Source organism: Stutzerimonas stutzeri (assembly GCF_038561965.1).
GTDB classification, from domain to species: Bacteria; Pseudomonadota; Gammaproteobacteria; order Pseudomonadales; family Pseudomonadaceae; genus Stutzerimonas; species Stutzerimonas stutzeri_AA.
Genome location: NZ_CP139348.1, coordinates 4,155,526 through 4,181,336, shown reverse-complemented (window position 1 = coordinate 4,181,336; position 25,811 = coordinate 4,155,526). Strand labels below are relative to the sequence as shown.

Below are 25,811 nucleotides of genomic sequence, written 5' to 3'. Positions count from 1 at the left end.
CGTTCAGCCAAGCGGTTCTATCGACAGGCGGCGAAAGCGTACGGCCTCGCCATGATGTTGCAGAACGATATGCCCGGCCGGCGACTGGGCGAAATTCGGCAGCTCGGCGAACTTGCTGGTCTCAATCTGCATGCGCAAGCTCGGGTCATCCAGGCGGTACCCCAGCACCATGCGGTTATCCAGCCAGTGCTCGACGACGCCGTCGCGTACGACCAGTGCAGCCTCCATGAAACTGCCCGGCTCGATCTGCGTTGCTTGCTCTGTCGCCAGCAGGCCGTACAGCGAGCCATTGCGGGTGGTCGGCTGTTTGCCGTCGGGATGAACCTCATCATCGAGCAGCTGCATTTCCGGCCCGCTGTGCCAGCTCAGTTCAGCCGCTTCGTCGACCCGGTAGAGCACGCCGGAATTGCCACCCACCGGCAGCGCATATTCGAAGCGCAGGATGAAGTCGCCATATTGCTCGCGAGACGCCAGGTCGACTCTCGGGGCGCCGATGATGGCGCACATCTGTTCGTCGTCACGGTACCAACTGCGGTCGGGAAATTCGTCGCCGTGCCAGGCACGCCATTGCGTTGCGTCGAGCATCATCGTGCAGCCCTCATCCGAACAATTGCTGCTTGCGCCGCAGCCAGCGGTAGCCATACGGGCCAAGATGTATTTTCAGCGGTGAACCTTCCGGCTGGTCGTAATCGCAGTCGGCGAGTACATCGACCATTTCCTGCAAGTCATCCGCCGTGATTTCGACCGTTGTTTCCTTGTCTGCGAGGTTGACCAGCATCAGCACCGTCGAGCCGTTGTCGTGGCGAATGGCAAAGACCGCAGGGTCGTCCACCTCGACCGTCGTGCGCTTGCCGATCCCGATTTCGCGCAGGCCGATGCGGGTGCGGATCATGTTGCCGGTGCGGGACATCAACGAGTCGCTGCGCAGGGTCTGGGCAAATACGTTGAGCTTGTCGTAGGCGTATGGGCCTTCATCGATCAGCGGCGCTGCCAGTTCGCCTTTTGTGCAGGAGAAGCCGGCATTGGGCTCGTTCGACCACTGCATCGGTGTGCGCACAGCGAGTCGCTCAGGGCGCTCGAGGTCGTCGCCCATACCGATTTCCTCGCCGTAGCGAATGATCGGCGTGCCGGGCAGCGAGAACAGCAGGGCGTGGGTGGCGGCGATTCGCCGCTCATCGCCGTCGAGCATCGGCGCGAGCCGCCGGCGAATGCCGCGGTTGTAGGCGCGCATGTTCTCTTCAGGGGCAAAGGTGTCCATCACCTCGTTGCGCTCATCCTCCTCTAGTCGGTCCAGGCTCAGCTCGTCATGGTTGCGAATCCACAGCGCATATTGCGAGTGGCTGGGCGGCAGCGGCTGGCTGTTCAGGGCGCGAACCAGCGGCTCGGCCTGTTGTCGCGCCAGGGCGAGGAACAGGTGGTTGTTGGTCCAGAAATCCAGCAGCAGGGTGACCCGGTCGGCTTCGTCGCCGAAGTATTCGACGTACTTGTCCGGATCGGTGTCGATCTCGCCGAGCAGCACGGTTTCCGGCCGGCGCATGGTGACGAAGTCGCGCATGTGTTCGAGCAGCCAATAGCCTTTTTCCAGCTCACCGCCACCGGCCTGACGCACCATGTGTACCGCGGCGTCGATGCGAAAGCCGGAAACCCCCAGGCGCAGCCAGAACGACATGATGCGCTCGATCTCGTGGATGACCCGCGGGTTGGTCAGGTCCAGATCCGGCTCATGCTTGTAGAACAGGTGGCGGTAGTACTGGCCGGCTTCCTCGTCCCAGGTCCAGATGCTGTCCTCGACCGTGGGGAAGATCGGCTCCATGAAGTCGTCCGGCTCGTCGGCCCAGATGAAGTAGTCGCGATAGGGCGAGTTGCGGTCGCGGCGGGCCTCCTGGAACCACTTGTGCTCGCTGGAGGTGTGCTGCACCAGCAATTCGACGATCACATGCAGGCCCAGCTCCTCGGCCTTTTCCAGCAATGCGACCATATCGGCCAAGTCGCCGAAGCGTTCGGCTACCTGCAAATGATCGGTGACGTCGTAGCCGGCGTCGTCGAAGGGTGACTGATAGAACGGCATGATCCATACCGCTGTACAGCCAAGCCCGCGAATGTAGTCGAGCCGCTCGGTGATGCCGCGCAAGTCGCCGCAGCCATCACCGTTGCTGTCACGAAACAGCGAGGGGTCTATCTGATAGATCACCGCGTTGCGATACCAGAGTGGGCGCATGCTCAGGTCTCCGTTGGGCGCAGCACGACGGCCTGCCCTGGGTTAAGTGTGCCGCTGTAGGGTTCGCTTTCATTTACGCCGTCGCTGGCGACTTCCACCTGCCAGTTGCCGGTATGCGGAAAGGCGTGGGGTTGATCGGCGAAGTTGATGCAGACCAGTCGCTGGTCGTCGCCGAAATGCCGGCGATAGGCGAGCACTTCGGGGTGTGAAGGGATTTCTTCGAAATCGCCGTGATGCAGTGCCGAGCTGGCCTTGCGTGCCGCGAGCAAGCGCTGGTAGAGCGCGAACATCGAGTTCACCTCGCCCGTCTGGCGTTCGGCTGCCAGTTCGTCAGCCTCGGGTGGAAAGGGTAGCCAGGGCGTCGCGCCGTCCCAGCCATGGGGCGGTTGGGCCTGCCAGGGAATAGGAGCGCGACAACCATCGCGACCGCCGGGATCGGTTCGGGTCTCGGCAGTGATCACTGCGTCCTCCAGCCCCAGCTCCTCGCCCTGGTAGATGAAGGGCGTGCCGCGCAAGGTCAGCAGCAACACCGCGGCGGCGCGGGCGGCTCGCTCGGAGCCTTGGTAGCGGCTGCGCTGGCGCACGTTGTCGTGATTGGAAAGCACCCAGGTCGGCCAGGCACCGGCTGGCTGCAGCCAGTGCTCGACCTCGCGGATGCAGGTGCGAAACAGCACCGGGTCCCAAGGGGCGTCGAGCGGGTTGAAGTTGAAGGCCAGGTGCAGCTCGTCGCCGGCGCCGTAGTACTGCAGCACGCGCTCGGTGGAGCGGATGTTCACCTCGCCGACCAGCATGCGGTCGCCCGGGTAGCTGTCGACCAGTTTGCGCAGCCCGCGCAGCACTTCATGGCTGTAGGGTTGATCGTTGAAATCGGAGAGCGGCTGACCGGCCTGGCAGCGCGGATCGTCGGCGAAACTCGGGTCCTTGCCGGTGCAGTGGATGACGTCGATGCGAAAGCCGTCGACGCCACGGTCAAGCCAGAAGCGCAGCACGTCATGCATCGCCTCGACGACCTCGGGGTTGCGCCAGTTGAGGTCCGGCTGCTTGGCCAGAAACAGGTGCAGGTAGTACTGCTGGGTGTGCTCGTCCCAGGTCCAGGCGCTACCTGCGCCCAGCGCGGCGCGCCAGTTGTTCGGCTGGTCGCGCCAGATGTACCAGTCGCGCTTGGGGTTGTCCCGCGAGCTGCGTGACTCGACGAACCAGGGGTGCTCGTCGGAGGTGTGGTTGGGCACGAAATCCAGCAGGACGCGGATGTTGCGGGCATGAGCCTCGGCGATCAGCCGGTCGATATCGGCCAGCGAACCGAACAGCGGGTCGATATCGCAGTAGTCGCTGATGTCGTAGCCTGCATCGGCCATGGGTGAGCGAAAGATCGGCGACAGCCACAGCGCATCGACGCCCAATTGCTGCAGATGATCGAGGTGGCGCAGCACGCCGTTGAGGTCGCCGATGCCGTCGCCGTTGCTGTCGGCAAAGGATCGCGGGTAGATCTGATAAACGGTCGCGCCTTTCCACCACGGTGTTCGGGTTGTCTCGTTCATTGTCGCGCACCCCCTGATTTGTCTCAGGTTGCGGTCGGTTGTGCGCCGCCGCCTTGTCAGGTGTACGACTGGCCAGCGCCACTTGGGTTCGCCAGTTAATTGATCCTGGTCGTTCGGCGATGAACGCAAGGGTGGATACTCCGCCTAAGCTAACGACAGGCTTTCAACCCCTCCGAGGAGATTTGCATGCTACGTATTGCCATCAATGGGTATGGACGTATCGGTCGCGCCGTCGTACGAGCGCTGTTCGAACGTGGATTGCAGGACCGGGTACAGGTGGTCGCGATCAACGATCTCAGCGACCACAAAACCCTTGTGCATCTGACACGTTTCGATTCGACCTTCGGTCGTTTTCCCGAGCCGGTAGAGTTGCAGGGCGAATCAATGGTGGTGCGTGGCCAGGCGATCCGGCTGCTGGCCGAGCGCGATGCGACCAAGCTGCCGTGGAAGGAGCTGAACGTCGATGTGGTGCTGGAATGCACCGGCAAGTTCAAGAAACGCGCGCTGATCGAGCAACATCTGCAGGCGGGTGCAGGTCGGGTATTTGCCTCCCATCCGTTGGACGGCGGCGACCTGACCGTGGTCTACGGCGTGAACCACCAACTGCTGGGCGATCAGCGCGTCGTCTCCAACGCATCCTGCACTACCAATTGCCTGGCACCGTTGGCCAAGGTGCTGCACGAAGCGGTCGGCATTCGTCAGGGACTGCTCAATACCGTGCATTCCTACACCAATGACCAGAACCTGTTGGACAAGGCACACAGCGATCTCTATCGAGCCCGCGCCGCGGCGTTGTCGATGATTCCGTCCACCACCGGTGCGGCCAAGGCCATCGGCCTGGTATTACCGGAACTGGCTGGCCGCCTGGATGGACTGTCCGTGCGCGTGCCGACCCCGAATGTCTCGCTGGTCGACCTGACCTTTATCGCCGAGAACGCGCCGGAGAGCGTCGAGGCGATCAATCAGATTCTGCGTGAAGGTGCGTTGAAGATGCCGGCGGGCGTCATGGAGTGCAACGAAGAGGCGCTGGTGTCTTGCGACTTCAATGGCTATCCGGCGTCCTGCGTGGCCGACCTCAGCCAGACTCGCGTGCAGGGCGAGCTGGTCAAGGTGATGGCCTGGTACGACAACGAGTGGGGCTTCTCCAACCGCATGCTCGACGTGTTGCTGCACTGGGACGGCGCCAAGTCGGCCTGATGCGCGAAACCGACAGACCGGGCGCGGGGCAGGGGCTCTGGCAGCTGAGCCTTGCGCAGTTCCGCCACGCCGTGGCGGAGCGTGCGTTGCCCGGCTGCGGGGCGGTTACCGCAGTCACGGCTGACTTGGCCGTGGCGCTGATCGTCAAGGCGCTGCGGGTCAGCGCGGCGCATGGCGATGCCTCCTGTAACGCGCTGCTGGCCGCCGCCCGCTCGCTGCTGGGTCGTCCTGGCGCCTTTGCCGAAGACGACGTGGCGGTCTTCTCCGAATATCTGAAGGAAGACGAGGGTCGAGCGCCCGAATTGTCGCGGCAGGCATGCGCGGTGCCGCTGGCGACGGCGCATGCCTGCGTCGAGGCGCTGGGCATCGCCGAGCGCGCCTTGCCGATGGTCGAGGCGTCGCTGCGCTGTGATGTCGAGGCGGCGGTGTTGTTGCTGAGCGCCTGCGTTGACGCCGTGCTGCTCAATGTCGAGGCTGATATGGACGAGCTGGATGCCCAGGCGCGGGCCGATGTGCAGTCCGCTTGTGAACGCCTTCGCCAGCAATCGACTCAGCTTCGCGATCGTCTGAACGCACGCTGATCCTGTTTCCCAATAAGCACATCCCTGACCCCGAGACGAAAGGTTTCGTTTCGGGTTGACGGCGGCTGCCTGCTCTACCTACTCTCCAGTGCATAGTGAGACGTTGAGTCTCAAAATAAGAAGCTGCCATCTCGCCAAGCGGTCCATTTTCGGAGAGTGCCCATGAGTCATCGCATCGTTCTGCCGCGCCTGATGGAAGTCGGCGCCGGCGCCAGCCAGCAACTCGCCCGCGTGCTGAAGGAGCTGGGCTGCAATCGCCCGCTGATCGTCACCGACCGCATGATGGTCGAGCTGGGCTATGTCGCGCGTATCGCCGGTCAGCTGGAAGAGGCCGGCATCGCCAGCCAGTGCTTCGCCGATACCCTGCCCGAACCGACTGCTGCTTCGATTCGAGCGGGTGTGGAAATGGTCCGTCAGGGCGACTTCGACTCCATCGTCGCGCTCGGCGGCGGCAGCCCGATCGATTCGGCCAAGGCCATCGGCATCCTCGGCAAGTTCGGCGGCGAGATGCGCGACTACCGCTTCCCGCGTGACGTCAGCGAAGCCGGCCTGCCGTTGATTGCCATCCCCACCACGGCTGGCACCGGCTCGGAGGCGACGCGCTTCACCATCATCACCGACGAGACCAGCGACGAGAAAATGCTCTGTGCCGGCCTCGGCTTCATGCCCATCGCTGCGCTGATCGACTACGAGCTGACCCTCTCGCTGCCGCCGCGGGTCACCGCCGACACCGGCATCGATGCGCTGACCCACGCCATCGAGGCCTATGTCAGCCGCAAGGCCAGCCTCTACAGCGATGCGCAGGCGCTGGAAGCCATGCGCCTGCTGGCGCCGAACCTGCGCGCGGCCTTCAATGAGCCGGGCAATCGTGCCGCCCGCGAGGCGATGATGCTTGGCGCGACCTTGGCCGGGATCGCCTTCTCCAACGCCTCGGTGGCGCTGGTGCACGGCATGAGCCGGCCGATCGGCGCCTTCTTCCATGTGCCGCACGGGCTGTCCAACGCCATGCTGTTGCCGGCGATCACCGCCTTCTCGATTCCCGCCGCGCCCGAGCGCTATGCCGATTGCGCGCGGGCCATGGGCGTTGCCGCGCAGACCGACCGTGTCGAGGTGGCCAACGGCAAACTGCTCGCCGAACTGCGCGCGATCAATCAGGAACTCAAAGTGCCGAGCCCGGAACAGTTCGGCATCAGCCGTGAACGCTTCTTCGAGCTGCGCGAGACCATGGCGCGTCAGGCGCTGGCCTCCGGCTCGCCGGGCAACAACCCGCGCGTACCCACCGAAGCGGAAATCATCGACCTCTACGAAACCGTCTGGAACCAGGAGTGAAGCCATGCAGACCCTCGGCAATCTGATCAATAACGAGGCCGTCGCTGGCCGCTCCGAGCGCCACGCTACCGTCTACAACCCGGCCACCGGCGAGCCGCGCGTTTACGTCTCGCTGTCTTCAGCGGATGAAACCCGCGAGGCCATCGCCGCTGCCCAGGCCGCCTTCGAAGGCTGGTCGAAGACGCCACCGCTGGTGCGGGCGCGGGTGATGTTCCGCTTCAAGGAATTGCTCGAACGTCGCCGCGACGATGTTGCCCGGCTGATCACCAGCGAGCACGGCAAGGTCTTCTCCGATGCCCAGGGCGAAGTCACCCGTGGGCTGGAAGTGGTGGAGTTCGCCTGCGGAATCCCGCACCTGCTCAAGGGCGAGTTCTCCTCCAATGTCGGTCGCGACATCGACTCCAACTCGCTGATGCAGCCGCTCGGCGTCTGCGTCGGCATCACCCCGTTCAACTTCCCCGCCATGGTGCCGCTGTGGATGCTGCCAGTGGCCATCGCCTGCGGTAACACCTTCGTCCTCAAGCCCTCGGAAAAGGACCCCAGTGCGACCATGCTGCTCGGCGAGCTGCTAGCCGAGGCCGGGCTGCCAGCCGGCGTGCTGAACATCGTCAACGGCGACAAGGAAGCGGTGGACGTGCTGCTCACCGACGAGCGCGTGCAGTCAGTGAGTTTCGTCGGCTCGACGCCCATCGCCGAATACATCTATGCCACCGCCTCGGCCCACGGCAAGCGTTGCCAGGCCCTGGGCGGGGCGAAAAATCACATGGTGGTGATGCCCGACGCCGATCCGCAGCAGGTGGTCAGCTCGCTGATCGGCGCCGCTTATGGCTCGGCCGGCGAGCGCTGCATGGCGATTTCGGTGGCGGTGTGCGTCGGTGACGAGGTGGCGGACAAGCTGGTCGGCATGCTGCAAGGCGAGATCGGCCAGATGCGCACCGGCCCAGGCCTGGGCGTCGAGCCCGAGCCGCACATGGGCCCACTGGTGACCCGCGAGCACCAGCAGAAGGTCAGCGGTTACATCGATCTCGGTGTGGAAGAGGGCGCGACGCTGGTCTGCGACGGTCGCGGCATCAAGGTCGAGGGCTACGAGAACGGCTTCTATGTCGGGCCGACGCTGTTCGACCGGGTTACGCCAGCCATGCGCATCTACCAGGAAGAAATCTTCGGCCCGGTGCTCGCCGTGGTGCGGGTGAAGAGCTTCGACGAGGCGCTGAAGCTGGTCAACGACCACGAATACGGCAACGGCACCTCGATCTTCACCCGCGACGGCGACACCGCGCGGCAGTTCGAGGAGAACGTCAGGGTCGGCATGGTCGGCGTAAACGTGCCGATCCCGGTGCCGATGGCCTTCCACTGCTTCGGCGGCTGGAAGCGCTCGGTGTTCGGCCCGCTGAACATGCACGGCCCGGACGGGGTGCGCTTCTTCACCCGGATGAAGACCGTGACCCGCCGCTGGCCGACCGGTATCCGCGCCGGTGCCGAGTTCGCCATGCCGACCATGAAGTAGCGTCGGACGGCGCTCCGCTCGCTTCGGCGGCTGTGCGTATTGGTGGGCTGAAACCCACCCTACCGGACCCTGACGGCTCGACGTAGGGTGGGCCGGGCGGCGTTCCGCTTTAGCCCACCAGTTACACTTACGGCCTCCGGCAACCCGCTCTCATCCATCAACGACAAGGCAGACGATGCGCAGCACTCCCCGCGAGAAAGGATCTTCCATCACCCGCGTGCTGGAAATCATCGAGGCTGTCGCGGCGGCGAAGGAGCCGCTGAGTCCGACCGCGCTGGCCGAGCGACTGGATATCCCCAAGGCCAGCGCGCACCGGCTGGTGCAGACGCTGGAGAAGGAAGGTTTTCTGCAATTCGGTCTGCGTGGCGGCCTGCTGCCGGGCGAACGCCTGCATGCCGCGGCGTTGAACATCCTGCGCAGCAGCCGGCACAAGGCCCTGCGCCAGGCGATTCTGCGCCAGCTCTCCGAAGTCGTCGGCGAAACCTGCGGACTGGCGATCCCGGACGGGCTGGACATGCTCTATTTCGACCGCGTACAGACCAACTGGCCGCTGCAGATCAATCTGCCCATCGGCAGTCATACGCCACTCTGGTGCACCGCCAGCGGCAAGCTCTACCTCGCCTCGCTGCCGCCGGAACAGCTTGAGCGGGTGCTGCCGCGCCTGCCGCTGCAGCGCATGGCGCGCAACACCATTACTGACCTTAGCGCGCTGCGCGACGACCTCGCGCGCGTGCGTGAAGAGCAGCTGGGCACTGATTCCGAAGAATTCATCGACGGCATGGTCGCCTGTGCCGTGCCGGTGCGCGATGCAGACGGCGAGTTGCTGGCTTGCCTGTTCAGCCATGCGCCAGTGATTCGCTACTCGATGGCGCAGCTGCTGGAGTTCGTACCGCATCTGCGCGCCGCCGCGAGCGAGCTGGAAGCGGTACTCGGCAGCGCGGCGGCGCTGGACGAGTCGCGCTGAGTCAGATCACGTAGAACAGAATCGCGATGAAGTGCAGCAGGCTGCCGACCATCACGAAGATGTGCCAGATGCCGTGCCAATGGCGGAAGCGGTCATCGAAGACAAAGAACACGATGCCCACCGTGTAGCAGATGCCGCCGGCCAGTAGCCAGACGAAGCCGGCACTGCCGAGTGCCGCCAGCAGTGGCTTGACCGCCACCAGCACGATCCAGCCCATCACCGCGTAGATCACCAGTGACAGCACCCGCGCTTCCGAGCGTGGCTTGATCTCCTGCAGCATGCCGATCACCGCCAGGCCCCAGACGATGCCGAACAGCGTCCAGCCCCAGGGCCCGGCCAGAGTGACCAGGCAGAACGGCGTGTAGCTGCCGGCGATCAGCAGGTAGATCGACAGGTGATCGAGTTTGCGCATGACCAGCTTCGCCCGCCCGCGCAGGCTGTGGTACAGGGTCGAGATGCTGTAGAGCAGGATCAGGCTGAGGCCGTAGATCGCGACACTGACGATCTTCGCCAGCTCGCCATCCAGCGCAGCGAGCACCAGCAGCCAGATGGCACCCAGACAGGCCAATATCGCACCGACCAGGTGCGTCCAGGCATTGAAGCGTTCGCCGTGATACATCGAATCCCTCCAGAAACCGCGACCGGCAAAGCATGCCCCGGTTGGGTTACGGGATACAAACAGATCTGTGGAAGGTGGTTGGCGTTCAGGCGCAGGGCGATGCCAGGCTTGTGGTTTTCGACGGTTCTTCAACCTGTCGCCGCGAGGATGCGTCTCCGCCAGAAGAGCGGCACGCACCCGCGCTCGCTCTTGTAAACGGACCTCGGGTGAGGCCTTTGATCTGCGTCGGTCCGCAGCCGGCTATCGCGGTAAAGGCACGGCCGTCATGGGGAGCGGTATGTGCGAACCGCTTCCGTGGGAGGCCCGACCTTGGGCATCAGCTCCGTAGCTTCGCCGTCGCGGCTTTTCTCAACGCTTCAACATCGCCCGCATCGCCGCCAGCGCGTCGTTGCCGCGCGCGGCTTTCACTTCAACCGGTGCGTCTTCCTGGCCTTCCCAGACCAGGTCCTCGGGCGGAAGCTCGTTGAGGAAGCGGCTCGGTGTGCAGTCAATCACCTCGCCGTACTGCTTGCGCTTGGCGGCAAAGGTCAGCGCCAGGTTGCGTTTGGCACGGGTGATGCCGACGTAGGCCAGGCGGCGCTCTTCCTCGATGGTGTCGGCCTCGATGCTGGACCGGTGCGGCAGTATCTCCTCCTCGAAGCCGATGATGTACACCGAGGGGAATTCCAGGCCCTTGGAGGCATGCATGGTCATCATCTGCACGCCATCGGCGCCTTCTTCCTCTTCCTGTTGACGCTCGAGCATGTCGCGCAGTACCAGCTTGCCAATGGCATCCTCGATGGTCATGTCGCCATCTTCATCTTTTTCCAGTGTGCTTTTCAGCGCATCGACGAGAAACCAGACGTTGCCCATGCGCGCGTCGGCGACCTTGTCACTCGAGGCGTTCTGGCGCAGCCAGTTTTCATAGTCGATGTCCATCACCATGCTGCGGATGGCGGCGATCGGGTCGTTCTGCGCGCACTGCTGGCGCACGTTGTCCATCCAGCGCTTGAAGCGCGACAGACGCTCGGTGTATCGGTTATCCAAATGCGTGCCGAGGCCGATTTCGTCAGCGGCGGCGTACATCGAAATGCCGCGCTCGCTGGCGTAGTTGCCGAGCTTTTCCAGGGTGGTGGAGCCGATTTCACGGCGCGGCACGTTGATTACCCGCAGGAAGGCGTTGTCGTCGTCCGGGTTGACCAGCAGGCGGAAGTAACTCATCAGGTCCTTCACTTCCTGGCGGGCGAAGAAGCTGGTGCCGCCCGAGAGGCGATAGGGAATCTGGTGGTGCTGCAGCTTCAGCTCCATCAGCTTGGCCTGGTAGTTGCCGCGATAGAGGATGGCGAAGTCGCTGTAGGGGCGCTGGGTGCGCAGGTGCTCGGTGAGGATCTCCAGCGCCACGCGCTCGCATTCGGCGTCTTCGTTGCGCGTACGGATCACGCGGATCTCGTCGCCATGGCCCATTTCCGACCACAGCTGCTTCTCGAACACGTGCGGGTTGTTGGCAATCAGCACGTTGGCGCATTTGAGGATACGGCTGGTGGAGCGGTAGTTCTGCTCCAGCATCACCACCTTCAGCGAGGGGTAATCCTCTTTCAGCAGCATCAGGTTTTCCGGGCGCGCGCCGCGCCAGGCGTAGATCGACTGGTCGTCATCGCCAACCACGGTGAACTGGTTGCGCATGCCCACCAGCAGCTTCACCAGCAGGTACTGGCTGGCGTTGGTGTCCTGGTATTCGTCGACCAGCAGGTAGCGGATGCGGTTCTGCCACTTCTCCAAGATGTCGGCGTGCTCCTGGAAGAGTTTCACCGGTAGCAGGATCAGGTCGTTGAAGTCCACCGCGTTGTACGCCTTGAGCGTGCGCTGGTAGTGCAGGTAGACGATGGCCGCGGTCTGCTCCTTGGGGTTGCGCGCGTTGGCCAGAGCCTCGTCGGGCAGGATCAGGTCGTTCTTCCAGCTGTCGATGTAGTTCTTGATCTCATCCGCACCGTCGTCGCCGGAATACTCCTTCTGCATGATGTCGGTGAGCAGCGCCTTGATGTCACCGTCGTCGAAGATCGAGAAGCCGGGCTTGTAGCCCAGGCGCGCGTATTCCTTGCGGATGATGTTCATGCCCAGGTTGTGGAACGTGGACACGGTCAGGCCGCGTGCCTCGCTGCCCTTGAGCAGGCTGCCGACACGCTCCTTCATCTCGCGCGCGGCCTTGTTGGTGAAGGTCATGGCGACGATGTGACGGGCCTGGGTGCCGCAGTTCTGCACCAGGTGGGCGATCTTGCGGGTAATCACGCTGGTCTTGCCGGAACCGGCGCCGGCGAGCACCAGCATGGGGCCGCCGACGTAGTTCACGGCTTCCTGCTGCCGAGGATTGAGTCGGGACATGTCGTTCAGGTCATTCGAAGCGGGGGCGGGAGTTTAACAGGCTGATGCACCGATGCTGGCCCGTTACATGCTCAATAAAATGCCGATCGTCGTGCTTGGGGCTTGGCTGAACGAAATAATGGATTAGTCTTGTCGGCGCTGCAGGGAGCACAGGCTGGTTGCACAGGGATCGCGCGGGAATAACAGGCGCTTGGCGCCTTCAAACCAATCGAGTCCGGAGGCCGCTTGCCAGCGCCTGTCCAAACCATGCCGCTGTTGCTGGTGGCGCATCGGCCCGACTGGGCCGAGCGGCTGCACGCCTGCCTGCAGCGCTCGCGCAGCCAGGAACGCCTGATCGTCGCGCCTGATTGGGATGCGCTCAGCGAACAGCTCGAGTCGCCCTGCCTGCTGTTGGCCACGCCGCAATGTCAGCCGCCCGCCGGGCGCTTCCCCTGGCCCCTGATTCTGCTGCTCGATGATGAACCGGCGCTGCTGCCGGACGGTGCGGTCGACTGGCTGGTGGCGGATCAACTGAGTCCCGAGGTATTGCGCCGCTGTTTGCGCTACGTGCGTGAGCGCTGCAACCTGCAAGGTACATTGCAGAGACTCGCCGAGCAGGACCCGCACACCGGTATCGTCAACCGTCAGGGCTTCCAGGCGCTGCTGCGCGATGCCCTGGCCGAGCACCAGGAACAGGGCCTGGTGCTGGGGTATCTGGATCTGGATAACTTTCGCCACGTCAACGATGCACTCGGCCACCAGGCGGGGGATCGGCTGATCCTGCAGGTGGTTGCGCGGCTGAAGGCGCAGCTGGAGGTCGGTGACATGCTGGCGCGGCTGGGTGGCGACGAGTTCGCCCTGCTGCTCGATACCCGCGACGAACCCGAGCGCGCCGAGGCGGTTGCCGATCGCATTGTCGAAGCCCTGGCAGAGCCCTATTGGGTGGAAGGCGAGAGCCTGATGCTCGGTTGCAGCATCGGGCTGGCGCGCGCTGGCGAGGGTATCAAGGCCGATCCGCTGCTCTGGCATGCGCAGATCGCCATGCGCCAGGCCAAGGCGAGCCAGGGCTGTACCTGGTGTTTCTATGACGAACAGGTCAGTCGCAGCGCACGCAGTCTCGCCGATCAGGAAGGCGAACTGCGCCGCGCCCTGCGTCGCGGTGAGCTGGAGCTGCACTACCAACCGCGCCTGTGTCTGGAAAGTGGCCGCATCGTCGGGCTGGAGGCACTGGTGCGCTGGTTACACCCCGAAAGGGGGCTGCTGGCGCCGGACGCCTTCATTCCCATGGCCGAGGAGAGCGGGCTGATCGTGCCGCTCGGCTACTGGGTAATCGCCCGGGCGCTGCGTGACCTGCAAAGCCTGCATGATTCCGGTACAGATTCACTGCACATGGCGATCAACCTGTCGTTTCGCCAGTTTCAGGACAGCCAGCTGCTGCCGACCCTCAACCGGCTGATCGACGAGCGCGGCATCGATCCGCATTGGCTGGAATTCGAACTTACCGAAACCGCGGTGATGCGCCGTAGCGAACAGGTACAAACCGCCATGCACGCGCTGGGCGAGCTGGGTGTGCGCTTCTCGCTGGACGATTTCGGCACCGGTTTTTCGTCGTTCGTGCACCTGTCCAGCCTGCCGATCACACTACTGAAGATCGACAAGAGCTTCGTCGCCGGCATGCTCGTGCGACCAGAGAAACTGCAGCTGGTGCAGGCAATGGTCGGTCTGGCACACAACCTCGACCTCGAGGTGGTCGCCGAGGGCGTCGAGACCGCTGAACAGCTCGAGCTGCTGCGTCAGTTCGGCGCGCAACAGGTGCAGGGCTATCTGGTCAGCCAGCCGCTGCCATTGGCCGAGCTGCTGAGTTTCATGAGCGCCGAGCGGCTGGCCGCGGGTGTCGCGCAGTGATCGGAGCGTCCTGGCCATGCCAGGACGCTGACCCGATTCAGCGGACCATGTGCAGGAAGTGCATGTGTTTTTCGTACTGGCCGAGGATGTCGCTGATGACGTCTTCGCGGCTCCAGCCCATCACGTCGTAATCCTGACCGCCTTCCTTCAGATGCACCTCGGCGCGGAAGTACTTGCGCTCCTCGCGCTCGTCATCCTCGTTGCTGGCGACGAAGCTGGGCATCGCGTAGGCGCGTGGGCGGACCTCGTAGATGAAATCCGGCTCGCCATCATGGGTAATCTCGAAGCGCAGGCGACGATCCTCGCCTTCGCTGATTTCAACCACGTAGCCCTGCTTGCGCATTTCTTCGGCGATGTCGTCGTAGGCCGGGCGCACCACTTCGGTGATGAAGCGCACCACATGGGCGCGCCGCGGGAACAGCATCAGCGTGCGTAGCCGACGCTGCCAGCCACCCGCGCTGCGTGGCGCGCTGGGTGAGGTGCTCAACGCTTGGTAGCGCAGGCCCTGCTTGGTGGCATCCAGGCGCAGCGCCTTGAGCAGGCCCCACATCGAACAGAGCAGCGCAATGGTGAAGGGCAGGGCGCTGGCGATGGTGGCGGTCTGCAATGCGGTCAGACCGTCGGCGAGCAGCAACGCGATGGCCACGCCGCCCATGGAGGCCGCCCAGAAGATCCGTTGCCAGACCGGCGTACCCTGCTGCCCGCCGGAGGCGAGCATGTCCACCACCAGTGCGCCGGAATCCGCCGAGGTGACGAAGAACACCACCACCATGATGATGGCGATCAGCGAGATGAAGCCTGAGAAAGGGAAGTGCTCGAAAAAGGCGAACAGCGCCAGCGAGCTGTCGCGCTCGATGGCTTCGCCGAGGCTGGTCACGTGCTCCCAGAGGATCATGTGAATCGCGGTGTCGCCGAACACGGTCATCCACAGCAGCGTGAAGGCGGTCGGCACCAGCAGCACGCCGGTGACGAACTCGCGAATCGTCCGGCCGCGCGAGATGCGCGCGATGAACAGGCCAACGAAGGGCGACCAGGCCAGCCACCAGCCCCAGTAGAACAGCGTCCAGCCGCCGATCCAGTCGTTCGGCTCGTAGGCGTAGAGGTTGAAGGTCTTGTCGACGATATCCGACAGGTAGCTGCCGGTGTTCTGCACGAAGGTCTGCAGGATGAACACCGTCGGCCCGGTGATCAGCACCAGCAGCAGCAACAGCGCCGCCAGCGTCAGGTTCAGCTCGGACAGGCGGCGCACGCCTTTGTCCAAGCCGGTGACCACGGAAATCGTGGCCAGCAGTGTGGTCGCGATGATCAGCCCGATCTGCACAGGTACCGAGATCGGCAGGCCGTAGAGGTGGTTCAGTCCGGTGTTGATCTGGGTGACGCCCAGGCCCAGCGACGTGGCGACCCCGAGTACCGTGCCGATGATGGCGAAGATATCCACGGCGTGACCGATCGGTCCGTAGATGCGCTCGCCGATCAGCGGGTAGAGCGCCGAGCGCAGCGTCAGCGGCAGGCCGTGGCGATAGGCGAAGTAGGCCAGGATCATCGCCACGATGGCATAGATCGACCAGGCATGCAGGCCCCAGTGGAAGAAGGTGATCTTCATCGCCTCGCGCGCCGCCAGCGTGGTGCCGCCTTCACCGGTGGGGGGCGCGAGGAAGTGCATCACCGGCTCGGCGACGCCGAAGAACATCAGGCCGATGCCCATGCCGGCGGAGAACAGCATGGCGAACCAGGTCAGCGCGCTGTAGTCCGGTTCGCTGTGATCCGGGCCGAGCTTGATATCGCCGTAACGGCTGAACGCCAGTAGCACCACCATCAACAGGATGAGTGCGACGGCGAGAATGTACAGCCAGCTGACGTTGGCGATGATCCACGCTTGGGTATCGCCGAACAGTGTTTGCGCGTGGCGCTGAAAGGCGACGCTGTAAATCACCAGCGCCAGGATGATCAGTGCCGAGCCGTAGAAGACCGGCGCGTTTAGGTGGGAAGACGAGGGCTGTTTTGCCTCCATGCTGCGCTCCTTCGGGTTGTGTCTGGGGAGTGGCCGCCTGTGGCGAAAGCCAGCCAACTTAACACAGTCCGCTAAAAGCGGCGGTTATCCGCGGCCGCTTGGTGCTAGCCGAAGCCTGCGCCAGAGCGGCTCAGGCCTGGTTGCCGGGCCGGTATTGCAGCGCTTCGGCGAGGTGCTGGCGACTGATGCTCGCGGCCTGCTCCAGGTCAGCAAGGGTGCGTGCGACCTTGAGCAAACGGTGCGCTGCGCGCAGCGACAGCGCCAGCCGCTCGCAGGCGCGTTCCAGCCAGGCCTGGTCCTCGGCCGTCAGCTGACAATGGCTGCGCAGACCGGCGAGGTCGAGGAATGCATTGGCGCAGCCTTGGCGGGCCAGTTGCAGCTGCCTGGCCTGGGCCACCTGCGCGGCCAGCACGGCGCTGCTCTGCCCGGTTTGCGGTGGCGCATTGAGCGCCGTGGCTTCGCGCGCCACGGTCAGGTGCAGGTCGATGCGGTCCAGCAGCGGGCCGGAGAGCTTGTTGCGATAGCGCTGGATCTGGTCTGGCGTGCAGCGGCAGCGGCCGTTGGGGTCACCGAGATAGCCGCACGGGCAGGGGTTCATCGCCGCCACCAGCTGGAAGCGCGCCGGAAAGCGCACCTTGTCGCGAGCCCGGGCGATGACGATATGACCCGACTCCATGGGCTCGCGCAGGACTTCGAGTACCTTGCGATCGAACTCCGGCAGCTCGTCGAGAAACAGCACGCCCTGGTGCGCCAGAGTGATCTCGCCTGGCTGCGGGCGGCTGCCACCACCGACCAGTGCCGGCCCCGATGCGCTGTGATGGGGCTGCCGAAAGGGCCGCTGCGGCCAATGTTCGAGAGGACTGTGGCTGGCCACCGAGTGGATGGCGGCGACTTCCAGCGCCTCCTGTTCGTCCAGCGGCGGCAAGAGACCTGGCAGGCGACTGGCCAGCAGCGTTTTGCCGGTCCCTGGTGGGCCCGAAAAAAGCAGGTTGTGCGCCCCGGCCGCGGCGATCAGCAGCCCGCGTTTGGCGGCCTGCTGGCCTTGCACTTCAGCCAGGTCGGGGTAGGGCTGGATCTGTCGCAGCAGGCCCTGGGCCACATAGGGTTGCAGCGGCGTGACGCCGTTGAAGTGCGCGGCGACCTCAAGCAAATGCTCGGCGGCATAGACCGTTAGTCCAGACGCGAGGCTGGCTTCCTCGGCGTTGGCTCGTGGCACCAGCAACGCACGGCCGGCAGCACGAGCGGCAAGAGCGGCCGGCAACGTGCCCTGGATCGGGCGCAACGCGCCGGACAGCGCCAGTTCGCCCAGGCATTCCAGCTTGTCCAGACGCTCGGCGGGCAGTTGGCCGCTGGCGGCGAGAATGCCCAGAGCGATGGCCAGGTCGAAACGGCCGCCATCCTTGGGCAGATCGGCCGGTGCGAGATTGAGCGTGATACGGCGGGGCGGAAAGTCGAAGCCGGAGGTGAGGATGGCGCTGCGTACGCGGTCCTTGCTCTCCTTCACTGCGGTTTCCGGCAGGCCGACCAGCGCCAGAGCCGGCAGACCGTTGGCCAGGTGGGCTTCAACGGTCACCGATGGCGCTTCGACGCCGATCTGAGCGCGGCTATGAACTATGGCCAGGGACATTCGATCACTCCTTGATCGTGTCGCGGCCCGGTCTGTCAGGACACGGGCGGCGTTAGTTTTTCTTCCATTTCGGCGACCTTGGCTTCGAGCGCTTCGAGGCGGGCGCGGGTGCGTGCGAGCACCACCATCTGGCTATCGAACTCATCGCGGCTGACTACGTCGAGCTTGTTCAGCGCGCCCTGCACCACGCCCTTGAGTTGGGCTTCGAATTCACCACGTGGCAGCGGCGTCTCGCCGTTGAACAGGCGCGAGGCCTGGGAGCCGATGGCATCAAGAAAAGCTTTTGGCGGCAACATGAAAAACACCTGTCATTGAACGGGGCGCAGTGTAGCACGCGACTTTTTTCGTCTATCTCACGACGCGTGCACAAAAAATGAGCAGCACGCAGTGCACGGTCGCACCAATAAGGTGCGTCGCCTGCCCTGAACCGCCCGTCGGACTGCCGTTCCACAGGTGAAACCCGCACAACCATGGGGTTCGCACAAAGCTGGCATCGAAACTGCTTTGTCCTCAGCGACGCATGCACCAACCGGTTGCGGTGCATCGGTGATTCGCGACGCTTTGTCGGAGAGATTGGTGGTGTCGGACAGCTGCTCGGCAACAGCCGGAGCGTTACAAGAGCCAGACACTGAGCTTAGACTTGAACCGGGTTCGTACTTCTGGGGCAAGTCCACCTAAACGGGAGAAGTTTTCATGAAACTAGTCACTGCCATCATCAAGCCGTTCAAGCTGGACGACGTGCGCGAGTCGCTGTCGGAAATTGGCGTTCAGGGCATCACCGTCACCGAAGTCAAAGGCTTCGGCCGTCAGAAGGGCCACACCGAGCTGTATCGCGGTGCCGAATATGTCGTCGACTTCCTGCCGAAGGTAAAGATCGATGTAGCCATCGCTGACGATCAGCTCGATCGCGTCATCGAGGCCATCACCAAGGCGGCCAACACCGGCAAGATCGGTGACGGCAAGATCTTCGTGGTCAACCTGGAACAGGCCATCCGCATCCGTACCGGCGAAACCGATACCGACGCGATTTAAGCAGCACCTCCGAACCCCCACGCCCCAGGAGTAAAACCATGACTCTGCGAAAATTCGCAGGGCTAGGAGCCCTTTTGTCTCTGATAAGTCCAGGCCTGGCCCTGGCGCAGGAGGCAACGCTGGATTCAGGCGACACGGCATGGATGCTGACGGCCACTGCGCTGGTGCTGTTCATGACCATCCCTGGGCTGGCGCTGTTCTACGGCGGCATGGTCCGCTCGAAGAACATTCTCTCGGTGATGATGCAGTGCTTTGCCGTCACCGGCCTGATGAGCATCCTCTGGATGGTCTACGGCTACAGCCTCGCTTTCGATACCACCGGGATGGAAGCGGGCGTCACCAACTTCAATTCCTTCGTTGGCGGTCTGGACCGCGCGTTTCTTAGCGGCCTGACGCCGGACAGTCTGGTCGGCGCCTTCCCGGAAAGTGTCTTCATCACGTTTCAGATGACCTTCGCCATCATCACCCCGGCGCTCATCGTCGGCGCCTTCGCCGAACGCATGAAGTTTTCCGCGATGCTGGTGTTCATGGGCGTCTGGTTCACGCTGGTCTATGCACCGATCGCGCACATGGTCTGGGGCGGCGATGGCGGCCTGATGTGGGACTGGGGCGTTCTCGACTTCGCCGGTGGCACCGTGGTGCACATCAATGCCGGTGTCGCCGGTCTGGTGGCCTGCCTGGTGCTGGGCAAGCGCAAGGGTTATCCGACCACACCGATGGCACCGCACAACCTGGGCCTGACCCTGATCGGTGCGGCCATGCTCTGGGTCGGCTGGTTCGGCTTCAACGCAGGCTCGGCTGTCGCCGCCAACGGCACCGCTGGCATGGCCATGCTGGTTACCCAGATTGCCACCGCGGCGGCTGCGCTGGGCTGGATGTTCGCCGAGTGGATCGGCCACGGCAAACCCAGCGCGCTGGGCATCGCCTCCGGTGTAGTGGCCGGTCTGGTTGCCATTACGCCGGCGGCCGGCACTGTCGGTCCGATGGGTGCGCTGGTCATTGGTCTGGTTTCCGGAGTGGTCTGCTTCTTCTGCGCCACCAGCCTGAAACGCAAGCTCGGCTACGACGATTCGCTGGATGCCTTCGGCGTGCACGGCATTGGCGGCATCGTCGGTGCGCTGCTCACCGGCGTCTTCGCCGCACCGATGCTGGGCGGTTTCGGCGAGGTGGAGAACATCGGCCTGCAGCTGTGGATTCAGTTCAAGGGCGTGCTCTTTACCGTGGTGTACACCGCAATCGTCACCTACCTGATCCTCAAGGCGATCGATCTGGTGATGGGCCTGCGGGTCAACGAGGAGCAGGAAACCATCGGTCTGGACCTCAGCCTGCATAACGAACGCGGCTACAACCTGTAACCCATTTCAGCGCAGACCCCGGAGCCAACCCGGGGCCAACCCAAAAGCGGCGCAGATCACCGGAGCGGCATGCGGTGGCCTGCGGACCGAATAGCGCACACAGCGCGACAGCAAGAGGTGACACATGGATAGCACTGCATTGATACCCGTCCAGTACGGACTCGATACCTTCTACTTCGTGATCTGCGGAGCGCTGGTGATGTGGATGGCGGCAGGTTTCGCCATGCTCGAAGCCGGGCTGGTGCGGGCGAAGAACACTGCCGAGATCCTCACCAAGAACATCGTGCTCTACGCGCTGGCGTCGGTCATGTATCTGCTGGTCGGCTACTACATCATGTACTCCAGCCCGGAAGGCGGCATCTTCCCGAGCCTGGGTTTCCTGATCGGTGACGAGCATGCGGTCGACCTGGTCGCTGCCGGTGGCGAGGACGCGCCTTACTATTCCGCCCGCGCCGACTTCTTCTTCCAGATCGTCTTCGCTGCGACCTGCATGTCGGTGGTTTCCGGTGCCGTGGCCGAGCGCATGAAGCTGTGGGCCTTTATCGCCTTCGCGGTGGTCATGACTGGCTTCATCTACCCGGTTCAGGGCTTCTGGAAGTGGGGCGGTGGCTTCCTCGACGCGGCTGGTTTCCTCGACTTCGCAGGCTCCGGCATTGTGCATATGGCCGGTGCGGCTGCCGCTCTGGCTGGTGTCCTGCTGCTTGGTCCGCGTAAGGGCAAGTACGGTGCGAACGGTCAAATCAACGCCATTCCCGGTGCCAACATGCCGCTGGCGACCCTGGGTGCCTTCATCCTGTGGATGGGCTGGTTCGGCTTCAATGGTGGCTCGCAGCTGAAGATGAGCACTATCGAAGACGCCAACGCCGTCGCTCAGGTGTTCGTCAACACCAACATGGGCGCCGCTGGCGGCCTGATCGCGGCGCTGATCACCGCGCGTCTATTGTTCGGCAAGTCCGACCTGACCATGGTGCTCAACGGCGCGCTGGCTGGCCTGGTGGCGATCACCGCCGAGCCCCTGACGCCGAGTGCCCTGCAGGCGACGCTGATCGGTGGCGTCGGCGGTGTGCTGGTGGTGTTCAGTATCCTTGGCCTGGACAAGCTCAAGCTCGATGACCCGGTCGGTGCGATCTCCGTGCACGGTGTCGCCGGCATGTGGGGCCTGCTGGCCGTGCCGCTGACCAATGCCGATGCCACTTTCGGTGCCCAGCTGCTGGGCCTGGTATCGATCTTCCTTTGGGTCTTCATCGCCAGCCTGATCGTCTGGAGCATCATCAAGGCAGTGATGGGCCTGCGTGTCAGCGAGGAAGAAGAATACGAAGGCGTGGATGTGGTCGAGTGCGGTCTGGAAGCCTATCCGGAGTTCACTCGCCAGTAACGATTCGCTGCTATATGACAAGGGCGCCTTTGGGCGCCCTTTGTTTTTTTTTGCGCCACGCTAGAATGCGCGCGACCAGCCGTTGAACATGAGCCTTCCGAACATGTGGCAACAGACCCTGATCACCTTGCGCGCGCGTTCACGCGGCTTTCATCTGGTCACCGATGAGCTGCTCGACGCATTGCCGGAACTGCAGCAATGCCGGGTCGGTCTGTTACACCTGTGGCTGCGGCATACCTCGGCGTCGCTGACGATCAACGAGAATGCCGATGCAGCGGTTCGACGAGATTTCGAGCGCTTCTTCAATCGCCTGGTGCCGCAGGATGAGGGAGGCTACGAGCATGACTACGAAGGGCCGGACGATCTGCCGGCGCATTTCAAGGCCAGTTTGCTCGGTTGTCAGTTGAGCCTTCCTGTCAGCGAGGGCCGTCTGGCCCTTGGCACCTGGCAGGGCATCTATCTCGGGGAACACCGCGACCAGGGTGGAGCGCGGCAGGTAGTGGCAACGCTGCACGGGACGGCAAGTTGAATTTTTTTTGGCGGTGTCGGTATTTCCGCAGCGCTGGGCTATAACTTACTCCGCTTTGGCATGGCCATGAGGTTGAACATGAGTGACGAAGAACTAGAACAAGACGATCTGGACGTTAGCGACGAGGAGGAAGGGGAAGAGCTGAACGCGGCCGACGAGGGCGACGACAGTCTCGATGATGAAGGGACCGATAGCGAGCGCGCTACGCCGGTCAAGAAAACCAAGGCGAAGGCGGTAGAGCCGGACGAGCTGCCGAGTCTGGAAGCCAAGCAGAAAGAGCGCGATGCGCTGGCGCGGGCCATGGAAGAATTCCTGGCGCGTGGCGGTCAGGTGCAGGAAGTCGAACCCAATGTGGTCGCCGACCCGCCGAAGAAGCCGGACAGCAAGTACGGCAGCCGCCCTATCTGAGCACGAAACGAATTGCGATAAGCCCGCCTCCAAAGCGGGCTTTTTCGCGTCTGGCGTGAGGGTTCTCGCTTAGTCGCCGCGCCAGGCGAGCAGCCGCTTGGGTAGTTCGGCCAGGCTGTGGATCTCGGCGTCGGGATGGTAATCGTGCGTCCAGATGACATGCTTGGGGTTGAACCAGATCGCCCGCAGGCCGGCTTGTTGCGCGCCGGCGATGTCGTCCAGCGCGTGATCGCCGATATGCACGGCCTGCTCCGGACGTGTGTCGCCCAGGCGCAGGGCCTGCTGGAACGGATGCGGGTCAGGCTTGCCAATGCCCAGCTCCTCGGCGCATAGGGTGAACTGGAAATAGTCGGCCAGGCCCAGGCGGCGCACGTCGGCATTGCCGTTGGTGATCACACCGAGGGTGTAGTGATTGGCGAGAAACTCCAGGGTCGGCTGCACATCCGGGAATATCTGGACCTGGTGGCGCGCGTCGAGAAAAACCTCAAAGGCCTGCTCGGCCAGTTCGCCCGCTTCGTCGCTGGGGTAGCCGGCATCGTGCAGCGCATGCTGCAGAATGCGCCGACGCAGTTCGCTGATACGGTGGCGCAGCGCCGGTTCCTGTTCGACCAGCATGCGCCGGATCGCGCCCAGCGCCTCGACGGGAAATTCGCCCAGGCGAGGTGCGTGGATGCCCAACCAGTCGCGTAGCGCGGTCTCGGCGCTTTGGATGGCTGGCGTGGTTTCCCAGAAGGTATCGTCCAGGTCGAACGTGATCAGGCGAATGCTCATGTGTCGGTGCCCTGCTTGCGCTTGGCGCGCGGATGCGCCTGATCGTAGACCTTGGCCAGGTGCTGAAAATCCAGATGGGTATAGATTTGCGTGGTGCCGATGTCGGCGTGGCCTAGCAGCTCCTGCACCGAGCGCAGGTCTTGAGACGATTCCAGCATGTGACTGGCAAAGCTGTGGCGCAGCATGTGTGGATGCAGATGCTGGCCGAGTTCCCGGACGCCCGCTTCCCGTACGCGCATCTGCACCGCACGGGCGCCGAGGCGCCGGCCCTGCTGACCGATGAAGACCGCACCGTCGGCCGGATTGGTCAGCGCCCGCAGCGGCAGCCACGCCCGCAGCGCCTCGCGTGCCTTGCGCCCGACCGGCAGCTCGCGCACCTTATTGCCCTTGCCGAGCACCCGGACGAGGCCGGCGGGCAGGTCGAGCTGATCAAGGTTCAGGCCGACCAGCTCCGACAGGCGCAAGCCGGACGAGTAGAAAAGTTCGAGCATGGCCTGATCGCGCAGCGCAATGAAATCATCCTCGACGCCGCCATCGAGCAGCTGCATGGCGCGGTCGGTATCCAGCAGCTTCGGTAGTCGACGTTCACCTTTCGGTGCAGACAGGCCGGCGGCTGGATCGTGCTGGCAGAGCCCTTCCTGATTGAGATAGCGATACAGGCCGCGTACCGATGACAGCAGGCGCGCCAGGCTACGGCTGGATTGGCCCTGGCGATGCAGTTCACCGACCAGTTGGCGCAGATGCCGGCCTTGCAGCTCGCGCCAGTCGGCGATGTGCTCGCGCTCACAATAGGCCAGCAGTTTGTTCAGGTCGCGGCGGTAGCCATCCAGCGAGTGGCCGGACAGCTGCCGCGCACTGCGCAGGTATTCGAAGTAGGCGTCGAGAGCAGTTGCAAGCATCAAGCTTCGAGCTCCAAGTGAAAGCCTTTGGTCTTGCCGCGCGGCCTTGTTCCTGCTGCGCGAAGCTTGCGGCGTATCGCTACGTCTAGCGTACCGAGCGCAGCGGGGTGCCGAAGCGCGGCAACACGCGGGTCAGCACTTCGGCGATATAGCCGAGGAATAGCGTGCCCAGCGAACTCTTGTAGTGTTGCGGGTCTGGGCTGCCAATGGCCAGCACACCGAGCTGATTGTTCAGGCTGACCACAGCGGCGGAACCGACGCTGCCGCTGTCTTCTGCGCCAAATAGAAAGCTCAGCTCATGCGGGCGGAGCACGCCGCAGATGGTCTTGCCACCTTCGAGCAACCCGCCGATGCTCTGCTGCGCTTCGCCAGTGCTGACGCAGCGGCCGACCGGCAGCGTGGCGTCGCTGAACAGGATCAGGCTGACATAAGGGACCTGAAACTCATGGCGAAGGCTATCTTCGACCGCGCTGACCACTTCTTCCAGGCTGCCGGCGTCGAGCAAGTCGAGCACCAGTCGGCGAGTCTTGTCGAACAGGCGGTCGTTGTCGCGCGCCACATCCATCAGCTGCGACAGACGATGCCGCATCTCGATGTTGCGTTCGCGCAGCAACTTGACCTGGCGCTCCACTAGCGACACCGCAGCGCCCGGCTGATGGGGGATGCGCAGCTCCGGGATCAGCTCGTCGTGATCGACGAAGAATTCCGGATGGGCGCGCAGGTAGGCAGCGACGGCTTCGGCGTCGGGTAGCGGCATGCTGCCCTGGGTCTGGTCGGTCATAGGCGAACCTGTCCTTCAAATACGCGAACGGCGGGGCCGGTCATCATAACCGGCTGTCCGGGACCTGCCCATTCGATGGACAGACGGCCACCAGGCAGGTCGATTTGTACTGGCGAATCCATCCAGCCCTGGCGAATGGCGGCTACCGCGGCAGCGCAGGCCCCGGTTCCGCAGGCCTGGGTTTCGCCGGCGCCGCGTTCCCATACGCGCAGACGCGCATGGTGGCGGTCGACGACCTGCAGGAAGCCGACGTTGACTCGTTGTGGAAAGCGCGGGTGATGTTCAATCTGCGGTCCCAGCTCATGCACCGGCGCCTGTTCGACACTGTCGACACGCAGCACCGCATGCGGGTTACCCATCGACACGGCGGCCAGCTCGACGCGCTGTCCATCGACCTCGAGTGGGTAACTCAGGCCTTCCTGCTCGGCCTGGAACGGGATATCGGCCGGTACCAGTCGGGGCTGGCCCATGTCGACGCGGATCTGGCCGTCGGGGCGGATGTCCAGCTCGATCATGCCGCCCTTGGTTTCGACCTTGATCTTGCGTTTGACGGTCAGGCGCTTGTCGACCACGAAGCGGGCGAAGCAGCGCGCGCCGTTACCGCATTGCTCCACTTCCGAACCGTCGGAATTGAAGATGCGGTAGCGAAAATCCACGTCCGGGTTCTGTGGTGGTTCGACGATCAGCAGTTGGTCGAAGCCGATGCCGGTGTGGCGGTCGCCCCACTGCTTGGCGTGCTTAGGCTGGATGTGTGCGTGCTGGCTGACCAGGTCGACGACCATGAAGTCGTTGCCCAGACCGTGCATCTTGGTAAAGCGCAGAAGCATG

Annotated in this window: 23 protein-coding genes; 11 read left to right on the top strand and 12 right to left on the bottom strand. The window is 63.8% G+C overall.

The features are described 5' to 3' along the window. Positions 1 to 3: 3 nt before the first annotated feature. Genes SM130_RS19375 through SM130_RS19365 form a run of 3 tightly spaced genes read right to left on the bottom strand, consistent with a single transcriptional unit; the run spans position 4 to position 3,756 of the window. Entirely contained in the window at positions 4 to 588 is a 585-nt protein-coding gene (locus SM130_RS19375; RefSeq protein WP_102826299.1) for a 3-keto-disaccharide hydrolase, read from the bottom strand. A 10-nt stretch (positions 589 to 598) separates the two neighbouring features. Further along, complete coding sequence (locus tag SM130_RS19370; RefSeq protein ID WP_102826298.1) at positions 599 to 2,218, bottom strand: alpha-amylase family protein; 1,620 nt, start codon at positions 2,216 to 2,218, stop codon at positions 599 to 601. 2 nt (positions 2,219 to 2,220) lie between these two features. After that, complete coding sequence (locus tag SM130_RS19365) at positions 2,221 to 3,756, bottom strand: alpha-amylase family glycosyl hydrolase (protein ID WP_102826297.1); 1,536 nt, start codon at positions 3,754 to 3,756, stop codon at positions 2,221 to 2,223. A 186-nt stretch (positions 3,757 to 3,942) separates the two neighbouring features. Between SM130_RS19365 and gap the strand changes: the two genes are divergently transcribed. The 5 genes from gap to SM130_RS19340 all read left to right on the top strand — a co-directional run bounded on the left by gap (position 3,943) and on the right by SM130_RS19340 (position 9,334). Further along, a complete protein-coding gene (gap, locus tag SM130_RS19360) occupies positions 3,943 to 4,953 on the top strand; it encodes a type I glyceraldehyde-3-phosphate dehydrogenase (RefSeq protein ID WP_102826296.1) in 1,011 nt (336 codons plus the stop codon). Continuing rightward, positions 4,953 to 5,534 (top strand): cyclodeaminase/cyclohydrolase family protein, encoded by a 582-nt coding sequence (locus SM130_RS19355; protein WP_102826295.1) that lies wholly within the window; start codon positions 4,953 to 4,955, stop codon positions 5,532 to 5,534. Before gap ends, SM130_RS19355 begins: the two co-directional genes overlap by 1 nt. A gap of 162 nt (positions 5,535 to 5,696) precedes the next feature. After that, positions 5,697 to 6,863 (top strand): iron-containing alcohol dehydrogenase, encoded by a 1,167-nt coding sequence (locus SM130_RS19350; protein WP_102826294.1) that lies wholly within the window; start codon positions 5,697 to 5,699, stop codon positions 6,861 to 6,863. A 4-nt stretch (positions 6,864 to 6,867) separates the two neighbouring features. Then, entirely contained in the window at positions 6,868 to 8,370 is a 1,503-nt protein-coding gene (locus SM130_RS19345; protein ID WP_102826293.1) for a CoA-acylating methylmalonate-semialdehyde dehydrogenase, read from the top strand. A gap of 175 nt (positions 8,371 to 8,545) precedes the next feature. Continuing rightward, positions 8,546 to 9,334 carry an IclR family transcriptional regulator gene (locus tag SM130_RS19340; protein WP_102826292.1) on the top strand — a complete coding sequence of 263 codons (789 nt, stop codon included), beginning with the start codon at positions 8,546 to 8,548 and terminating at the stop codon, positions 9,332 to 9,334. A 1-nt stretch (position 9,335) separates the two neighbouring features. On the opposite strand, the gene trhA is transcribed toward SM130_RS19340, so the two are convergent. Next, positions 9,336 to 9,953, bottom strand: coding sequence for a PAQR family membrane homeostasis protein TrhA (trhA, locus tag SM130_RS19335; protein ID WP_102826291.1), 618 nt, complete (start codon positions 9,951 to 9,953; stop codon positions 9,336 to 9,338). 348 nt (positions 9,954 to 10,301) lie between these two features. Further along, positions 10,302 to 12,311, bottom strand: coding sequence for a DNA helicase Rep (gene rep, locus SM130_RS19330; RefSeq protein ID WP_102826290.1), 2,010 nt, complete (start codon positions 12,309 to 12,311; stop codon positions 10,302 to 10,304). Positions 12,312 to 12,557: 246 nt separating this feature from the next. Between rep and SM130_RS19325 the strand changes: the two genes are divergently transcribed. Next, positions 12,558 to 14,195 carry a putative bifunctional diguanylate cyclase/phosphodiesterase gene (locus tag SM130_RS19325; RefSeq protein WP_102826289.1) on the top strand — a complete coding sequence of 546 codons (1,638 nt, stop codon included), beginning with the start codon at positions 12,558 to 12,560 and terminating at the stop codon, positions 14,193 to 14,195. 37 nt (positions 14,196 to 14,232) lie between these two features. On the opposite strand, the gene betT is transcribed toward SM130_RS19325, so the two are convergent. The 3 genes from betT to SM130_RS19310 form a co-directional block, all read right to left on the bottom strand. Continuing rightward, a complete protein-coding gene (gene betT / locus SM130_RS19320) occupies positions 14,233 to 16,206 on the bottom strand; it encodes a choline BCCT transporter BetT (protein ID WP_102826288.1) in 1,974 nt (657 codons plus the stop codon). Between the two features lie 130 nt (positions 16,207 to 16,336). Continuing rightward, on the bottom strand, positions 16,337 to 17,833 hold the full coding sequence (locus tag SM130_RS19315; protein ID WP_102826287.1) for a YifB family Mg chelatase-like AAA ATPase: 1,497 nt from the start codon (positions 17,831 to 17,833) through the stop codon (positions 16,337 to 16,339). Positions 17,834 to 17,868: 35 nt separating this feature from the next. After that, complete coding sequence (locus tag SM130_RS19310; protein ID WP_102826286.1) at positions 17,869 to 18,129, bottom strand: accessory factor UbiK family protein; 261 nt, start codon at positions 18,127 to 18,129, stop codon at positions 17,869 to 17,871. A gap of 397 nt (positions 18,130 to 18,526) precedes the next feature. Between SM130_RS19310 and glnK the strand changes: the two genes are divergently transcribed. The 5 genes from glnK (at position 18,527) to sutA (ending at position 22,532) form a co-directional block, all read left to right on the top strand. After that, complete coding sequence (gene glnK, locus SM130_RS19305; RefSeq protein ID WP_003096476.1) at positions 18,527 to 18,865, top strand: P-II family nitrogen regulator; 339 nt, start codon at positions 18,527 to 18,529, stop codon at positions 18,863 to 18,865. Between the two features lie 38 nt (positions 18,866 to 18,903). Beyond that, a complete protein-coding gene (locus tag SM130_RS19300; RefSeq protein WP_102826285.1) occupies positions 18,904 to 20,220 on the top strand; it encodes an ammonium transporter in 1,317 nt (438 codons plus the stop codon). A gap of 124 nt (positions 20,221 to 20,344) precedes the next feature. Further along, positions 20,345 to 21,595, top strand: a complete 1,251-nt coding sequence (locus tag SM130_RS19295; RefSeq protein WP_102826284.1) for an ammonium transporter — start codon at positions 20,345 to 20,347, stop codon at positions 21,593 to 21,595. A 103-nt stretch (positions 21,596 to 21,698) separates the two neighbouring features. After that, positions 21,699 to 22,124, top strand: coding sequence for a secondary thiamine-phosphate synthase enzyme YjbQ (locus SM130_RS19290; protein WP_102826283.1), 426 nt, complete (start codon positions 21,699 to 21,701; stop codon positions 22,122 to 22,124). Positions 22,125 to 22,202: 78 nt separating this feature from the next. Then, entirely contained in the window at positions 22,203 to 22,532 is a 330-nt protein-coding gene (gene sutA / locus SM130_RS19285; protein ID WP_102826282.1) for a transcriptional regulator SutA, read from the top strand. 69 nt (positions 22,533 to 22,601) lie between these two features. On the opposite strand, the gene SM130_RS19280 is transcribed toward sutA, so the two are convergent. The 4 genes from SM130_RS19280 to dapF all read right to left on the bottom strand — a co-directional run bounded on the left by SM130_RS19280 (position 22,602) and on the right by dapF (position 25,810). After that, positions 22,602 to 23,303, bottom strand: coding sequence for an HAD family hydrolase (locus tag SM130_RS19280; protein WP_102826281.1), 702 nt, complete (start codon positions 23,301 to 23,303; stop codon positions 22,602 to 22,604). After that, positions 23,300 to 24,202: a tyrosine recombinase XerC gene (xerC, locus tag SM130_RS19275; protein ID WP_102826280.1), complete on the bottom strand. Its 903-nt coding sequence runs from the start codon at positions 24,200 to 24,202 to the stop codon at positions 23,300 to 23,302. Before xerC ends, SM130_RS19280 begins: the two co-directional genes overlap by 4 nt. Positions 24,203 to 24,287: 85 nt before the next feature. Then, positions 24,288 to 24,983 (bottom strand): DUF484 family protein, encoded by a 696-nt coding sequence (locus tag SM130_RS19270; RefSeq protein ID WP_102826279.1) that lies wholly within the window; start codon positions 24,981 to 24,983, stop codon positions 24,288 to 24,290. Further along, entirely contained in the window at positions 24,980 to 25,810 is an 831-nt protein-coding gene (dapF, locus tag SM130_RS19265; protein ID WP_102826278.1) for a diaminopimelate epimerase, read from the bottom strand. Before dapF ends, SM130_RS19270 begins: the two co-directional genes overlap by 4 nt. Position 25,811 lies beyond the last annotated feature (1 nt).

Coding starts and splice junctions, on each gene's coding strand:
- SM130_RS19375 (WP_102826299.1), bottom strand. CDS start 588: ATGATGCTCGACGCAACGCAATGGCGTGCCTGGCACGGCGACGAATTT.
- SM130_RS19370 (WP_102826298.1), bottom strand. CDS start 2,218: ATGCGCCCACTCTGGTATCGCAACGCGGTGATCTATCAGATAGACCCC.
- SM130_RS19365 (WP_102826297.1), bottom strand. CDS start 3,756: ATGAACGAGACAACCCGAACACCGTGGTGGAAAGGCGCGACCGTTTAT.
- gap (WP_102826296.1), top strand. CDS start 3,943: ATGCTACGTATTGCCATCAATGGGTATGGACGTATCGGTCGCGCCGTC.
- SM130_RS19355 (WP_102826295.1), top strand. CDS start 4,953: ATGCGCGAAACCGACAGACCGGGCGCGGGGCAGGGGCTCTGGCAGCTG.
- SM130_RS19350 (WP_102826294.1), top strand. CDS start 5,697: ATGAGTCATCGCATCGTTCTGCCGCGCCTGATGGAAGTCGGCGCCGGC.
- SM130_RS19345 (WP_102826293.1), top strand. CDS start 6,868: ATGCAGACCCTCGGCAATCTGATCAATAACGAGGCCGTCGCTGGCCGC.
- SM130_RS19340 (WP_102826292.1), top strand. CDS start 8,546: ATGCGCAGCACTCCCCGCGAGAAAGGATCTTCCATCACCCGCGTGCTG.
- trhA (WP_102826291.1), bottom strand. CDS start 9,953: ATGTATCACGGCGAACGCTTCAATGCCTGGACGCACCTGGTCGGTGCG.
- rep (WP_102826290.1), bottom strand. CDS start 12,311: ATGTCCCGACTCAATCCTCGGCAGCAGGAAGCCGTGAACTACGTCGGC.
- SM130_RS19325 (WP_102826289.1), top strand. CDS start 12,558: ATGCCGCTGTTGCTGGTGGCGCATCGGCCCGACTGGGCCGAGCGGCTG.
- betT (WP_102826288.1), bottom strand. CDS start 16,206: ATGGAGGCAAAACAGCCCTCGTCTTCCCACCTAAACGCGCCGGTCTTC.
- SM130_RS19315 (WP_102826287.1), bottom strand. CDS start 17,833: ATGTCCCTGGCCATAGTTCATAGCCGCGCTCAGATCGGCGTCGAAGCG.
- SM130_RS19310 (WP_102826286.1), bottom strand. CDS start 18,129: ATGTTGCCGCCAAAAGCTTTTCTTGATGCCATCGGCTCCCAGGCCTCG.
- glnK (WP_003096476.1), top strand. CDS start 18,527: ATGAAACTAGTCACTGCCATCATCAAGCCGTTCAAGCTGGACGACGTG.
- SM130_RS19300 (WP_102826285.1), top strand. CDS start 18,904: ATGACTCTGCGAAAATTCGCAGGGCTAGGAGCCCTTTTGTCTCTGATA.
- SM130_RS19295 (WP_102826284.1), top strand. CDS start 20,345: ATGGATAGCACTGCATTGATACCCGTCCAGTACGGACTCGATACCTTC.
- SM130_RS19290 (WP_102826283.1), top strand. CDS start 21,699: ATGTGGCAACAGACCCTGATCACCTTGCGCGCGCGTTCACGCGGCTTT.
- sutA (WP_102826282.1), top strand. CDS start 22,203: ATGAGTGACGAAGAACTAGAACAAGACGATCTGGACGTTAGCGACGAG.
- SM130_RS19280 (WP_102826281.1), bottom strand. CDS start 23,303: ATGAGCATTCGCCTGATCACGTTCGACCTGGACGATACCTTCTGGGAA.
- xerC (WP_102826280.1), bottom strand. CDS start 24,202: ATGCTTGCAACTGCTCTCGACGCCTACTTCGAATACCTGCGCAGTGCG.
- SM130_RS19270 (WP_102826279.1), bottom strand. CDS start 24,983: ATGACCGACCAGACCCAGGGCAGCATGCCGCTACCCGACGCCGAAGCC.
- dapF (WP_102826278.1), bottom strand. CDS start 25,810: ATGCTTCTGCGCTTTACCAAGATGCACGGTCTGGGCAACGACTTCATG.